Below are 14,776 nucleotides of genomic sequence, written 5' to 3'. Positions count from 1 at the left end.
TCCCGGGAGACCGGGGCCGCCCGGCGGCAACCTTTTCCGCGCGGGCGGCGACTGGGAGGCAGAGGGACACCTCTTTCCCCCCACCCTCCGGAGGACAACCCGTGCGGTTCGCACCCCACTCGTACAGAGTTCGCCCCGATCACCCACCCGCGGCGGGCGGGTGGCGGGCCCGCCGCTGGGCCGCGCTGGCCGTACTCGCACCGGCCTGCGCGCTGCTGACCGGCATGGTGGCCCCGCTGTCAGGATCCGCCGAACCCGGGACACGGCTCGCGGCCGCCGCGCAGCTGGAACGGCTCGACCGGGGCCTGGTCAGCGTGCACACCGGCAACGACAACCTGGTCAGCTGGCGCTGGCTGGCCACCGACGCGGACAACGTGACCTTCAACCTCTACCGAGGCTCCGTCAAGGTCAACACCCAGCCGATCACCACCACCAACTATCTGCACAAGGACGCGCCGAACTCGGCGGACTACACGGTGCGTGCCATCGTCAACGGTACGGAACAGGCCGCCTCCCCCAGCGCCGTCCAGTTCCGCTCCGGCTATCTCGACGTGCCGATCCAGGTCCCGCCGGGCGGCTCGGACTACACGTACGAGGCGAACGACGCCTCCGTCGGCGATCTCGACGGGGACGGCGATCTCGACCTCGTGCTGAAGTGGCAGCCCACCAACGCCAAGGACAACTCACAGTCCGGCGTCACCGGCAACACCATCATCGACGGCTACACCCTCCAGGGCCAGCGGCTGTGGCGGATCGATCTGGGCCGCAACATCCGCTCCGGCGCCCACTACACCCAGTTCCAGGTCTACGACTACGACGGCGACGGCAAGGCCGAGATCGCCATGAAGACCGCCGACGGCACCATCGACGGTGCGGGCAAGGTCATCGGCAACGCCTCGGCCGACTACCGGAATTCGGCCGGATACGTCCTGGACGGGCCCGAGTTCCTGACGGTGTTCAGCGGCCGGACGGGCGCGGCGCTCAGCACGGTCGACTATGTGGTGCCGCGCGGCACGGTCTCCTCGTGGGGTGACTCGTACGGCAACCGGGTGGACCGGTTCCTCGCCGGGACGGCCTATCTGGACGGCGCCAGGCCCTCGCTGATCAGCGCGCGGGGCTACTACACGCGCACGGTGATCGCCGCCTGGGACTTCCGGAACGGTCAGCTCACCCGGCGCTGGACGTTCGACACCAACAGCTCCACCAACACCGGCAAGGGCTACGACGGCCAGGGCAATCACGCGCTGGCCATCGGCGATGTCGACGGCGACGGCAAGGACGAGATCGTCTACGGCTCCATGGCGGTCGACGACAACGGCTCCGGACTGTGGACGACCAAGAACGGCCACGGCGACGCGGCGCACCTCGGCGACCTCGACCCGTCGCGCCCGGGGCTCGAATACTTCAAGGTGGACGAGGAGTCCACGAAGCCCTCGTCGTACTTCGCCGACGCCAGGACCGGACAGATCCTGTGGTCGACACCGGCGTCCGGTGACAACGGGCGCGGAGTGGCGGGCGACATCTGGGCGGGCAGTCCCGGCGCCGAGATGTGGTCGGCCTCCGACGGCTCGCTCCGCAGCACCAGCGGCGCCGCCATCGGCCGCAAGCCGTCCTCGACCAACTTCCTCGCCTGGTGGGACGGCGATCCGGTGCGTGAACTGCTCGACGGCACCCGGATCGACAAGTACGGCCCGTCGTCCGACACCCGGCTGCTGACCGCGTCCGGGGTGCACTCCAACAACGGCACCAAGGCCACCCCGTCGCTGTCGGGCGACATCCTCGGCGACTGGCGCGAGGAGGTCATCTGGCCGACCAGTGACAACACCGCGCTGCGGATCTACTCCACCCCGTACGAGACCGACCGGAAGATCACCACACTGCTGCACGACCGGCAGTACCGGACGGCGCTCGCCTGGCAGAACACCGCGTACAACCAGCCGCCGCACCCGAGCTTCTTCATCGGCGACCAGATGCCGACACCGCCGCGGCCGGCCATCACCACACCGTGATCATCCGCACTCTCTCCAAGGAGCGTCCCCAGATGACCGAACGACTCAGCCGGCCCGGCGGCCGGCAGCGGCGGGTGATCGCCGGCGGCGCCGGCGCCCTCGCCCTCACCCTCGGCGCGCTCGCCACCGGTCTGACACTGCCCACCGCCACGGCCGCCACCTGGCCGTCGGCTAACGGCAGCGAGGCCGTGAGCGCGACGAAGAACATCAGCGGCAGCGTCGACGGCGGCATGAAGCGCTACTACGGCACCGGCGCGCTCGGCACCGGCGGGCAGAACGAGGACCAGGACCCGATCTTCAAGCTCGCCGACGGCACGACGTTGAAGAACGTCATCATCGGCGCCCCCGCCGCCGACGGCATCCACTGCTCCGGCAGCTGCACGCTCCAGAACGTGTGGTGGGAGGATGTCGGCGAGGACGCGGCCACCTTCCGCGGCACCGGCAAGACCTTCACCGTCACCGGCGGCGGGGCGCGCAAGGCCGAGGACAAGATCTTCCAGTTCAACGGCAGCGGCACACTGAACATCTCCAACTTCGCCGGCCAGGACTTCAAGACCTTCGTCCGCTCCTGCGGCAACTGCTCCACCCAGTACAAGCGGACCATCACCGTGACCAATACGGAGATCACCGCGCCCGGCAGTGTCATCGGCGGGATCAACACCAACTACGGCGACTCGCTGACCCTGCGCGGGATCACCATCGTCGGGGACAGCAGCAAGAAGATCGTCCCCTGCCAGAAGTACATCGGGAACAGCACCGGGGCGGAGCCGACGAAGAACGGCACCGACGCGGACGGCACTTACTGCAAGTACAGCGCCTCGGACCTCACCTACAAGTAGGCGAGCCGGGCGTCGCGCCGCCCCTCACACGACGGTCCACACCGCTGTGTGAGGGGCGTAACCGACCTGGCGTGCCCGGTGTGATCTCCGGGTAACGAGGCGTCGTTACGTTCGTGGGCCCGGCCCGGCGCAGACGGCCGGGACCGTCCACGAAAGAGGCCCGCCCGTGACCGTCAGGACCCCGCAGGCCGACGCGCGGGCCGGTGCGCGGCCGGGCGCCGTCTCCCAGGTGCGTACGGTCTGCTCGTACTGCGGTGTCGGCTGCGGCATCGTCCTCGATGTCGCGGCGGGCGCCGACGGCCGTCGCACCGTCCTCAAGGTGTCCGGCGACAAGGCCCACCCGGCCAACGCGGGGCGGCTGTGCACCAAGGGGGTGACGAGCGCCGAGATGCTCGCCGCGCCAGGACGGCTGACGACCGCGCTGGTACGGGCGGAGCGCGGCGGCCCGGCCGCGCCCCTCGCGCGGGACGCGGCGATCAAGGAGACCGCGCACCGGCTGCGTACGATCGTGGACACCCACGGCCCGGACGCCCTCGCCCTCTACGTGTCGGGGCAGCTGAGCCTGGAGGCGCAGTACCTGGCCAACAAGCTCGCCAAGGGGTTCCTGCGCACCAACCGCATCGAGTCCAACTCCCGGCTGTGCATGGCGAGTGCGAGCAGCGGCTACAAGCTGTCCCTCGGCGCGGACGGCCCGCCCGGCTCGTACGAGGACTTCGAGCACGCGGATGTCTTCCTCGTCATCGGCTCCAACATGGCGGACTGCCACCCGGTCCTCTTCCTGCGGCTCATGGAGCGGGTCAAGGCGGGCGCCAAGCTGATCGTGGTCGATCCGCGGCGGACCGCCACCGCCGCGAAGGCGGATCTGTATCTGCCGATCAGGCCCGGTACGGATCTCGCGCTGCTCAACGGACTGCTGCGGCTGCTCGTCGAGAACGGCCGCACCGACCCGGAGTTCATCGCCGGACACACCGAGGGCTGGGAGGCCATGCCGGCCTTCCTCCAGGACTACCCGGCCGCCGGGGTCGCGGAGATCACCGGTCTGCCGGAGGAGGACATCCGCAGGGCGGCCGAGTGGATCGGCGGCGCGGGCGAGTGGATGAGCTGCTGGACGATGGGGCTCAACCAGTCCACCCACGGCACCTGGAACACCAACGCCCTGATCAATCTGCATCTGGCGACGGGCGCGATCTGCCGCCCCGGCAGCGGCCCTTTCTCCCTCACCGGCCAGCCCAACGCGATGGGGGGCCGCGAGATGGGCTACATGGGTCCCGGTCTGCCCGGCCAGCGGTCGGTGCTGGTGGCCGAAGAACGGGCGTTCACCGAGGAGTTGTGGGGCGTCGCGCCGGGGACGGTACGGGCGGACGGCTTCGGCGCCGGCACCGTGGACCTGTTCCGGCGGATGGCGGACGGGGAGGTCAAGGCGTGCTGGATCATCTGCACCAACCCCGTCGCCTCGGTCGCCAACCGCAGGACGGTCGTCGAGGGGCTCATGGCGGCCGAACTGGTCATCACCCAGGACGTGTTCGCCGAGACCGAGACCAACGCCCACGCCGATATCGTGCTGCCGGCCGCCCTCTGGGCGGAGTCCGAGGGGGTGCTGGTCAACTCGGAGCGCGATCTGACCCTCGGCCGGCAGGCCGTGGAGCCGCCGGGCGAGGCATGGCCCGACTGGCGGATCATCGCGCGGGTCGCCTGCGAGATGGGGTACGAGGACGCCTTCGGCTACGGGAGCGCGGAGGAGATATTCGAGGAGATCAAGCGCGCCCGGAACCCGAAGACCGGCTACGACCTGAGCGGGGTGACGTACGAGCGGCTGCGCCGTACCCCCGTGCAGTGGCCCAGCGCGCACCCGGAGGGGCCCGACCGCAATCCGGTGCGCTACCTGACCGACGGGACGGGCCGGGATCCGGTGGTACGGGCCGACGGCACCCGGCCCCGGCTCGCCTTCCCCACCGCCTCCGGCCGCGCCGTGTTCTTCGCCCGTCCGCACCTGCCCCCGGCGGAGCTGCCGGACGGGGACTTCCCGTACGTCCTGAACACGGGCCGGCTCCCCCACCAGTGGCACACGCTGACCAGGACCGGCAGGATCGCGCGGCTCAACAAGCTCAACCCCCGTCCCTTCGTGGAGATCCACCCCGAGGACGCGCTGGCGCTGGGGATCGCGGAGGGCGACCGGGTGGAGGTCGCCTCCCGGCGGGGCCGGGCGGTGCTGCCCGCCGTGCTGACCGATCGCGTACGGGCCGGGGACTGCTTCGCGCCGTTCCACTGGAACGACCTGTTCGGCGCGGATCTGAGCGTCAACGCGGTGACGGACGACGCGGTGGACCCGATCTCGTTCCAGCCCGGCTTCAAGTCCTGCGCCGTCTCCCTGACCGGCCTCGGCGCACCACGGGAGGAGGGGGAAGGGGCGGCTGCGGAGGCGACCGGCGTCCCCGGGACCAATGGCGTCCCCCGCGCGCCCGGTCGTGAGGTCCTCGTGCTGTGGGCCTCGCAGACCGGCAACGCCGAGGCGGTGGCGGCGCTCGCCGCGCGGCGGCTGGCCGACGGCGGGCGGGCGGCGCGGCTGGTCACCATGGAGGACCAGCCGCCCGGCACGCTGCCGCGCACCGCCGATCTGCTCCTGGTCACCAGCACGTTCGGCGACGGCGACGCGCCCGACAACGGCGCGCGGTTCTGGTCGGCGCTCAGCGCGCCCGATGTCCCCCGGCTGGAGGGGGTCCGGTACGCGGTGCTCGCCCTCGGGGACTCCTCGTACGGTGACTTCTGCGGCCACGGCCGCAGGCTGGACGAGCGCCTCGGCCGGCTCGGCGCACGGCGGCTGGTCCCGCGCACCGACTGCGAACCGGAGTACGAGGAGCCCGCCGGGCAGTGGCTCGACCAGGTGCTCACCGCTCTGGGGGCCACGGGCGGGCCCGCCGGAGCGCCCGCCGCCACACCCGCCGACGCGCCCGCCGCCGGGACCGGCCGTGCCGCACCCGCCGTCGCCCTGCTCTCCGGCAACCGGCTGCTCGGTCTGCCGGGCGCCGCCAAGGAGGTACGGCAGTTCACCTTCGACACCCGAGACAGCGCGACGCCCCTCGACCACCGGGCCGGTGACGCGCTGGCCGTACAGCCGCTGAACTGTCCCGACCTCGTCGCTGAGTGGCTGTCCGCCACCGGCCTCGATCCCGCCGCCGAGGTCGACGTGCCCGGTCGCGGGACCGTACCGTTCGGCGAGGCGCTGCGCCGCGAGCTGGACATCGCCCGTATCACCCCCGGTCTGCTGAGGCTGGTCGCCGAACGTACCGGCGACCGGACCCTCAGGAAGCTGCTGCGGCCGGGCAACACGGGCGAACTCTCCCGGTGGAGCTGGGGCAGGCAGGCCGTCGATGTCGTCGCGGAGCACGCGGTCCGCGCCACCCCGGGCGAGTGGGCCGGCTGTCTCCAGCGCCTGCGGCCCCGGCTCTACTCCATTTCCTCCAGTCCGCTCACCGATCCGGGACTGCTCCGGCTGACGGTCTCCGTCGTCCGGTACGAGAACCGCCACGGCCGGCCGCGCAAGGGGGTCGCGTCCTGCTTCCTCGCCGACGCGCCGCCCCGGACGCCGGTCGCGGTCCAGGTGCGGCGCTCCGCCCACTTCCATCCGCCGGCCGACCCCGCCGTCCCCATGGTGATGGTGGGGCCCGGTACCGGAGTGGCCCCCTTCATCGGGTTCCTGGAGGAGCGGCGCGCCCTGGGGCATCCGGGCGCCAACTGGCTCTTCTTCGGGGAGCAGCGCCGCGCAACGGACTTCTACTACCGCCAGGAGCTGGAGGAGCTGCGCCGCGACCGCTTCCTGACCCGGCTGGACACCGCCTTCTCGCGCGATCAGCGCGCCAAGGTGTATGTCCAGGACCGGATGCGCGAGCACGGCCGCGGGTTGTGGTCCTGGCTCCAGGACGGCGCCCACTTCTATGTGTGCGGGGACGCCTCGCGGATGGCCAAGGACGTGGACCGCGCCCTGCGTGAGATCGCCGTGGTCCATGGCGGTCTCACGCGGGAGGCGGCCGACGCCTATGTCACGGGGCTGGCCGCCGAGCGGCGGTATGTCCGCGACGTGTACTGATCGCCGGGCTCAGCGCACCACCCGGCGGGGTACGAGGTGCCGGTCCCGGAGTTCGCCGAGGACGAGGGCGGCGAACGCGGTGGCTCCCCGTACCGAGGTGTGCGTGTTGTCGCGCTGTTCGTCGTAGAGGTAGAGGGCCTTGGAGCCCTCCGGGCCCGCCTCCTCGACCAGTCGCCTGGTCAGCGCGGTGAGGTCGATGAGCGGTACGTCCAGCTCCCGGGCGAGCGCGCGCATCTCGCCGGGCAGGTTCACTCCCAGGCCGTTGACGTGGAGGGCGGTGCCGTTGTCGAGGGTGCCGTCGGAGTTGAACCAGCGGCGGACGATCGGGGTGACGAAGACGGGCCGGCCGCCCCGGTCCCGGATCCGCTGGGCCATCTCGGTGAGGTTGGCGCGGTAGACCTCCGCCGGGGTCTGCTTGTCGTTGTGGGCGAGCTGGATCAGCACCGGATCGCCCCGGCGCACCCGGGACTCGACGGCGCTGAAGAGCACCGGGTCGTCCAGGAAGGACTGCGAACCCTCCCCGGACGCGGCGTAGTTGGCGACCGAGATGCCGCTCGTGAAGTACTGCGGAAGCTGCTGCCCCCAGCCGGTGTACGGGTCGGCCGGCTGGTCGCAGACGGTCGAGTCGCCGGCCAGCAGGAGCTGGGGGCTCCGGGGCGCCGCGGTGACCCGCAGCCCGGCGAGGAGGGGGGCAGCGCCGTCGAAGCGCAGGTCGAGGCCGGGGGCGCCGCCGGGCCTGGTCGGCTCCCCCTCGGGGTCGCGTACGTCCACGGTGAAGCCGCGCCGCACCACCTGTCCGGCCCGGGTGGCGGTCTCGGCGAGCATCGTGCGGCGGGCCTCCGCCTGGACGCCGGTGCTGCCCTCACGCGCGCCGCCGAGCAGGGCCGTCACCTCGTACGTGCCCGGCGGGACGTCGAAGTGGCAGACCACGGGGGCGGTTCCGGCGCACTCGGCGGGGACGGACGGCCGCGCGGGTGTGCGGGCCGCGGCGGGCACGGCGAGGAGTCCGGTGACGGCGGTGAGCGCCGCCAGCAGGGTGACGGCGGCGCGTCCGGGGGCGGTCACCTCGGGATCCTGTCGCCCACGAGCGCGAGGTTCTGGATGGCGGCGAGTCCGAACAGGGCGGTCTCGTTGCTGTTGATCCGGAGGTTCTCGTAGCCGGGTTCGAGGACGTCGGGCCCTTCGAGCGGTGTCTTGTCCCACTTCATGGCCGAGGTGTAGGCGTCGCTGTCGTAGAACTTGTCCCAGGCGCGCGCGGCCAGCCGCGCGTCGCCCAACTGCGCAGCCGCGTAGGCGTCCTGGCGCGAGTGGCCCTGGAAGAGCAGCAGGCTGCCGAAGTTCGTGCCGTACCGTGCGGCCTGTTCGGTCTTGGTGGCGTTGAAGTAGCGGCAGTAGTCCAGCCAGGCTTCCTTGAACTTCGGCTGGTCGATGAGGTCGATCAGCTCGGCGCACATCTCGACCAGGCCGAACATCGCGGAGAGGTGGGAGACGCTCACCACGGGCTCGGCGGCGACCGCGAACTTCCCGGTGTCGAGGTCGTAGAGACCGGAGCCCTGGACGAATCCGTTGGGCTGCGCGCCGATGGTCTCCATGGTGGAGCGCAGTCTGGCCTCGGCCCTGGCGGCCTTGGGGCCCTTGCGCTCCCACTCGGTGAGCCAGGCGGCGGCGAGCCCGCTCCAGTCGGTGCCGAAGCCGATGGACAGGGCGTTGCGGTCGGGCTCGTAGGGCTCGGTGCGGATCTTGCGCAGGGGGTCGAGGGCGAGGAAGGTCTCGTCGGAGTCGACGAGGGCGTGCATGAGGTCGCCGACCCGTTCGTCCGCGGTGAGGTAGTAGTAGGGGCGGCGGTAGACGGCGGTGGAGATGCGCTGCTGCTTGGCGCTGTCCGCGTAGTGCTGCACGCCGTGCCGGGTGCCGAGCCCGGCCCATTTGCCGAGGTGGTAGACGTCGACCTCGCCGGTGTGCCGGGTCAGTGCCTCGGCGAAGCGGAAGATGTCGGCGCGGCCGGAGCGCAGATAGGCGAACCAGAGCCAGAGGTCGGGCGAGAGTTCGGAGTTGTCCCAGGCGTAGCCGCCGACGTCGTAGCGCCACTGGTGGCGGTCCTCGTCGTAGCTGTGCATGAAGTCGCCGTAGTCCCAGAAGCCGTACCAGCGGCGCTGCTCGACCTGGTCCCGGTAGTACGTGAAGAGGAAGTCGAGCTGGTCCTCGATCTCGGCCTTGGCCGGTACGGAGCGGTCGACCGGTGCGAACAGCCCGCCGAACACGCCCGCTCCGGTGAGGGCTTCGGCGCTCGCGGCGAGCTGGGGCGGGGTGTGGACCGTCCGGGACTGGGCGACCAGCTCGGCGGCGGTGGGGGTGGTGTCGTTGGCCCAGAACATCAGCTCGCTGGTGCGGGCGATGCCGTACGGGGTGCCGAAGCCCGGCTCGTAGTCCTCGTAGGTGATGTTGAGGCCCTCGATCTGTTCGGGGAAGGTGTCCTGGCCCATTCCGTCGTGGTAGAAGCGCAGGTCCATCGGCTGGGCCTCCGGCGACCAGAGCCAGAGTGTGACCTCGGCCTCGTCGTCCGCGGCGCCCCGGATGTCGAGCTGGGCGGGGTGTTTGTGCCAGAAGTCGCGCAGCCCGAAGGAGAGGCCGCCGCTGACGCCGCCCACGTAACCGAAGCCGTTGGCCCGGCCGCCGCCGCCCGCCGTGATCCAGCCGTGGCCCGGCTTGGTGCGCTTGCGCAGGCTGAAGCCGTCGGCGGAGAGCTGGGCCAGTGTGTAGTCGCCCCAGGTGGGGATGTACGGGAGGCGGGTGGTGACGCGCTGGTCCCAGGTGGCGGGGTCGGGCAGCTTCTCGCCCTTGACCTGGGCGCCGCGCACGTGGGCGCCGGGGTCGCGGCGCAGGCCCGTGATGCCCTGGACGGCTTCGGTCAGGAAACCCTTGCCCTCGCCGGCGACGCGGACGTGGCGGTCGTAGGCGGCGTCGCGCATGGGGACGGTGAAGCGGACGCCGAGGCCGCGGATGAAGTCGCCCTTGTTCCGGCCGGGGGTCTGCTCGCCGTCGTAGGTGATGGTGTGCACCATACGGAAGGACTCGGCGCCCGCGTAGAAGTAGAGGCGGACGCTGAAGGGGAGCCAACGGCGGCTGCCCTTGCGGTGTTTGCCGTCGATGCGGATCACCGCCCGCACGGGGCCCCGCTGTTCGACGCGGGCGCCGCTGATCTCGCCGTCGAACCGCTCCCACTTGGCGGTGGCGTGCTCGCCGTCGTCGAGTTCGCCCTGCCGGAGCAGGACGAGACGGCCGTCGGTGGCGATCTTCGTGGAGCCCCGGGTCACCGACTCGACGAGCCGGGAGCCGTCCTTGCCGATGACCGCCTTGATGACCCCGGTGTCGACGGTGATCTTCCGCTGGGTGGCGCTGACGGTGACCTTCTTCGCGGGGGCGGCGGGGGTACCGGCGGCGAGGGTGAAGCGCTCGGCCCCGGCGGCGGCGGGGCCGACCGCGTGCGCGGTCCACTTGAGCGAGCCGTCCGGCCAGTAGGCGGTGGGCCAGGTCTGTACGGGGACGGCCCGGCCGTCCTCGGTCGCCAGCGCGAAGGTCGTGCCCGCGGGGTGCGTGCCCCGGCTCCACGGCACGCCGAAGGTCGATCCGGGTGCCGCGCCCAGTCCGTCGTCCTCCAGCCAGCCGACACCGACGGGTTCGCCGGCCGAGGCGGCGCGGGACTCGGCGGCGTGGGCGTCCTGCCCGGCGAGCGCCCAGCTGACCTGGGTGGCGGCGCCCGCGACGGCGGCGGCCTTGAGCAGGGACCTGCGAGGGATGGGAGACATTTCGCATTCCTTTCATGCGCATGACATACGTCGGTGCGGGCGCGGGTAACGGCGCGGAGGCGTACGGGGTGGCGCGGTTCAGCGGGCCGGTCGGGGACGGTTCAGCGGGCCGGGTGGCGGCGCTCGACGGCCAGCGCCGCCGCAGCCACCACCCCGAGCGCGGGCGCGGCGAGCGGCGCGGCGAACCACGCCGACACCGGCACCACGGCCAGGCCGCAGATCAGCAGCAGCGATCCGGCGGGGTCCCGTACGGTACGGCGGGCGGCGTCGCGCAGCAGCGCCCGCCACGAGGCGCCGGGCCGCCAGTGCACGGCCGCCCGCAGCCCGGCGGCGAGCAGCCCGAGCATGGTCAGCACCCCGACCGTACCGGCGAAGGATCCGCCGGGCAGCCCGGCCCGTACGACGACCAGATCGGCGTAGAGCAGCCAGGCCGCCCCCCAGCCGGCCACCCCGACCAGCCAGCCGCGCCGGGCGGCGGCCCTCAGGTCCGCGGTGAACTCCCGCCAGGTGGAGACCTCGTGGGCCAGCACCCGGCGCAGATGCGCCGTCCCGGCGGCGAAGGCGGCGGGCAGCGTGAGCAGGGGCAGCGCGGCCAGCGCGATCCACACGCCGGTCAGCAGAGACTCGGCGAAGACACCGAAGCCCCGCATGAAGCCGGACTCGCCCCGTGGGGCGTCCTCCTGACGGCCCGTCATATCGAGCGCGCTCATACCCTGCTCAGCCCTTCAGTCCGGAGGTGGCCATACCGTCGATCAGATAGCGCTGGAAGGCGAGGAAGAAGAGCAGCACGGGCAGCAGGGCGATGAGCGACATGGCGATCATGCCGCCGTAGTTGGCCACGCCGTCCTGGTCCACGAACATCTTCAGCGCCAGCGAGACGGTGTACTTGTCGGGCTCGTTGAGATAGATCAGCGGGCCCATGAAGTCGTTCCACGCGTTGATGAAGGTGAAGATGGCGCTGGTGATCAGCGCGGGCCGGCACAGCGGCAGCACGATCGACCAGTAGATCCGGGCGTGCCCGCAGCCGTCGAGGCGCGCCGCCTCGTCCAGCTCCTTCGGCAGGTTCCGGATGAACTGCATCATCAGGAAGACGAAGAAGGCTTCCGTGGCCAGGTACTTGCCCAGCAGCAGGGGCGCGTAGGTGTTGACCAGTTCGAGCTTCTGGAACAGCACGTACTGCGGGATCAGCAGGACGTGGTACGGCAGCAGCAGGGTGCCGATCATCAGGGTGAAGAGCAGATCGCGTCCGGCGAATCCGATCCGGGCGAAGGCGTAGGCCGCCAGGGAGCACGAGAACAGCACACCGACGACCGAACCCAGCGCCAGCACCGTGGAGTTGACGAAGAAGGTGGTGATCGGGATGTCCGCGATCCCGTCGGTGAGCCGGGTGAAGTTCTCGATGACCGGGGCGGTGGGGAACAGCTCCAGGCTGCCGACGATCTCGTCGTTCGGTTTGAACGAGCCGCCGATCACCCAGATCACCGGGTAGAGCACCACGGCGAGGACCGCGAGGGAGCCGAGATGCCAGGCGAGCGAACCGGCGCTCCGGCGGCGGAAGGCGGCCCGTACGGCCGCGGCCGGGTCAGGGCGCGGGGCCGGTGCCGGGGCGGTGGCCGGGTCCGGCCTCGGGGACTGCTGTGTACGCGGCGTGGTCATCGGGCCGCCTCCTCGTAGTGCACCCAGCGTCTCTGGGACCAGAACAGCACAGCGGTCACCAGGCCCACCGCGAGCAGCAGCATCCAGGCCATGGCCGAGGCCATTCCCATCCGGCTGTTCTCGAAGCCCTGGATGTAGAGGTAACAGGTGTAGACGAGCGTGCCGTCGGCCGGGCCGCAGGTGCCGCCGGCGCCGCCGAGGATGTAGGCCGAGCCGAAGATCTGGAACGAGTGGATGGTCTCCAGCAGGACGTTGAAGAAGAGCACCGGCGAGATCATCGGCAGGGTGATGTTCCAGAACCGGCGCAGTGGCCCGGCGCCGTCGACCTCCGCCGCCTCGTAGAGCGAGACGGGCACCTGCTTGAGCCCGGCGAGGAAGATCACCATGGGCGCGCCGAACTGCCAGACGGTGAGCGCGACCAAGCTGTAGACGATCATGTCGGGGTCGCCGACCCAGCCGCCGGCGGGGAGGCCGAACAGCCGCTGGGCGCGGTCGACCACGGCGTCGTCCGAGAAGATCGCCTTCCAGACGATGGCGATGGAGACGCTCGCGCCGATCAGGGACGGCGCGTAGAACGCGGCCCGGTAGAACGCCTGTCCGCGCCGCTGCTGGCTGAGCAGCAGCGCCACCGCGAGCGCCGCCGCCAGCTTGAGCGGGGTGCCGACGACCACGTACCAGAGCGTCACGGAGACCGAGTGGCGCCAGCGGGCGTCGTCGAACATCTCGGTGAAGTTGTCCAGCCCGATCCACTTCGGGGCGTCGAACAGGTTGTAGTCGGTGAAGGCGAAGTAGAGCGAGGCGATCATCGGGCCCGCTGTCAGCAGCAGGAACCCGGCGATCCAGGGGGACATGAAGAGCAGTCCCGCCAGGTTCTCCCGGCGGCCGCGCCGCCGCGGGGCGCGGCCGCCGGGGCCGCCCCGGCCGGGGCGCGGCCGGGAGTCTCGCGGCAGGTCCGGCGCCGTGGGTCTGCCGGGTGCCACCGTGGATCCGCTCACTGGCCGATGGCCGTCTTCGACTCGCTGAAGAACTGACCCACGGCGTCGTCCACCGACCGCTTGCCCAGGGCGAGTTCCTCGGCGAGCCGGAGGAAGGCCGACTCGGCGACATCGGCGCCCGAGGGGTGCGGGGTGATCTCCTCCAGCACACCGGACGCGACGAGCCGGTCCTCGTAGGCGGCGATGTCCCGGTTGACCTCGTCGGTGGGCTTGAACGCCTCGTACTGCGCGGTGGTGGTGGGGACGCCCCGGTCGTAGCCCATGATGGTGGCGACCTCGGGGTCATGGACCATGAAGTCGATGAACTGGGCCACTTCCTTGGGGTGTTTGGTGCGCCGGGAGCCGCTCAGCATCAGGGAGCCGAGGTACTGGCCGGTCCTCTTGCCGTCGGTGGTGGGGATGGGCGCGAGGCCGTAGCTGCTCTTGCCCTCGGAGGTGTAGCGCACGGTGAAGTTGTCCCAGGTGAACTCGCAGCCCGCGAGTTCGGCGGCGAGCGCGGACTTAGGCTTGATCTGCGCGACCTTCCTGGGGTCCGAGTAGACGCCCGATTCGACCCCGGCGTACGCCTTGGTCCACCACTGCTTGAGGTCGGCCTCGGTGAAGCCGAGGCCCTTCGTGGTGAAGAACGCCTTGCCGTGCTGGCGCAGATAGAGGTCGTAGAGGTACATGACCCCGTACATCCCGCTGTCGCCGGCCCGGCCCTGGGTGTCCCTGATCCTGACCATGGCGGCGTCGAAGTCGTCCCAGGTCCAGCCGGGTTTCGGGGTGATCCCCGCCTTCCGGAAGACGTTCTCGTCGATGACCAGCGCCATGGAGTTGCTGCCGACGGGGACACCGAGCAGCTTGCCGTCGACCTCGCCGAACTTCTCCAGCCCGGCCCGGAAGCCGTCCATACTGAGGTTTCCGGCCTTGACCTGATCGCCGAGGTCGAGCAGGACGTTCTTCTCGTCGTACTTGCGCAGGAACCCGATGGCGTTCTGGAAGACGTCGGGCGGATTGCCGCCGGACGCCTGGGTGTTGAACTTCTTCCAGAAGTCCAGGTAGGGCTGGAAGTCCGTCTTGACCTTGATCTTCGGGTACTTCTTCTCGAAGAGGGCGATCGTCTGGTTGATCCTCTTCGCGCGGTCGTCGGAACCCCACCACGCGTACCGGATCGTCACACTCCCGTCGCCCGATCCGCTGCCCGCCCCGCAGCCGGCCGCCGTCAGGCCGAGAGCGGCCAACGAGCCGCCCGCGATCTTGAGCACACCGCGTCGGTCAACGCTCCCGGTCGTAGGCACAGTACGCCCTCCAGTGACTCATTGAATCGTTTTAGGTAAGCGCTTGCCGCTAGAAGTTATGGACCTCCACGGCCTACGTCAACGGTTCGGACGACATCAGCCGAAGC

9 protein-coding genes are annotated in these 14,776 nt (G+C 71.0%); 3 read left to right on the top strand and 6 right to left on the bottom strand.

The features are described from left to right. The first annotated feature begins 224 nt into the window (after positions 1–224). From OG627_RS32740 to OG627_RS32730, 3 genes are all read left to right on the top strand, one after another. Positions 225–2,009: a rhamnogalacturonan lyase gene (locus OG627_RS32740; RefSeq protein ID WP_443073666.1), complete on the top strand. Its 1,785-nt coding sequence runs from the start codon at positions 225–227 to the stop codon at positions 2,007–2,009. Between the two features lie 32 nt (positions 2,010–2,041). After that, positions 2,042–2,848, top strand: coding sequence for a pectate lyase (locus OG627_RS32735; RefSeq protein ID WP_329071356.1), 807 nt, complete (start codon positions 2,042–2,044; stop codon positions 2,846–2,848). A 166-nt stretch (positions 2,849–3,014) separates the two neighbouring features. Then, complete coding sequence (locus OG627_RS32730) at positions 3,015–6,932, top strand: molybdopterin-dependent oxidoreductase (RefSeq protein WP_443073585.1); 3,918 nt, start codon at positions 3,015–3,017, stop codon at positions 6,930–6,932. 9 nt (positions 6,933–6,941) lie between these two features. On the opposite strand, the gene OG627_RS32725 is transcribed toward OG627_RS32730, so the two are convergent. The 6 genes from OG627_RS32725 to OG627_RS32700 form a co-directional block, all read right to left on the bottom strand. Then, positions 6,942–7,997: a rhamnogalacturonan acetylesterase gene (locus tag OG627_RS32725; RefSeq protein WP_329071354.1), complete on the bottom strand. Its 1,056-nt coding sequence runs from the start codon at positions 7,995–7,997 to the stop codon at positions 6,942–6,944. Next, the gene (locus OG627_RS32720) at positions 7,994–10,738 is read right to left on the bottom strand and encodes an exo-rhamnogalacturonan lyase family protein (RefSeq protein ID WP_329071352.1); all 2,745 of its coding nucleotides are present in this window, start codon (positions 10,736–10,738) and stop codon (positions 7,994–7,996) included. Before OG627_RS32720 ends, OG627_RS32725 begins: the two co-directional genes overlap by 4 nt. A gap of 101 nt (positions 10,739–10,839) precedes the next feature. Then, positions 10,840–11,448 (bottom strand): hypothetical protein, encoded by a 609-nt coding sequence (locus OG627_RS32715; RefSeq protein WP_443073584.1) that lies wholly within the window; start codon positions 11,446–11,448, stop codon positions 10,840–10,842. Positions 11,449–11,455: 7 nt separating this feature from the next. Next, positions 11,456–12,394: a carbohydrate ABC transporter permease gene (locus OG627_RS32710; RefSeq protein ID WP_329071350.1), complete on the bottom strand. Its 939-nt coding sequence runs from the start codon at positions 12,392–12,394 to the stop codon at positions 11,456–11,458. After that, positions 12,391–13,389, bottom strand: coding sequence for a carbohydrate ABC transporter permease (locus OG627_RS32705; RefSeq protein ID WP_443073583.1), 999 nt, complete (start codon positions 13,387–13,389; stop codon positions 12,391–12,393). The genes OG627_RS32710 and OG627_RS32705 overlap by 4 nt, the downstream gene beginning before the upstream one ends. Then, entirely contained in the window at positions 13,386–14,669 is a 1,284-nt protein-coding gene (locus OG627_RS32700; protein ID WP_329071348.1) for an ABC transporter substrate-binding protein, read from the bottom strand. The genes OG627_RS32705 and OG627_RS32700 overlap by 4 nt, the downstream gene beginning before the upstream one ends. Between the last annotated feature and the right edge of the window lie 107 nt (positions 14,670–14,776).

Origin of the sequence: Streptomyces sp. NBC_01429 (assembly GCF_036231945.1) — a bacterium.
GTDB lineage: Bacteria > Actinomycetota > Actinomycetes > Streptomycetales > Streptomycetaceae > Streptomyces.
Note: the sequence above shows the minus strand (reverse complement) of the source record. Positions and strands in the feature narration are given on the sequence as shown.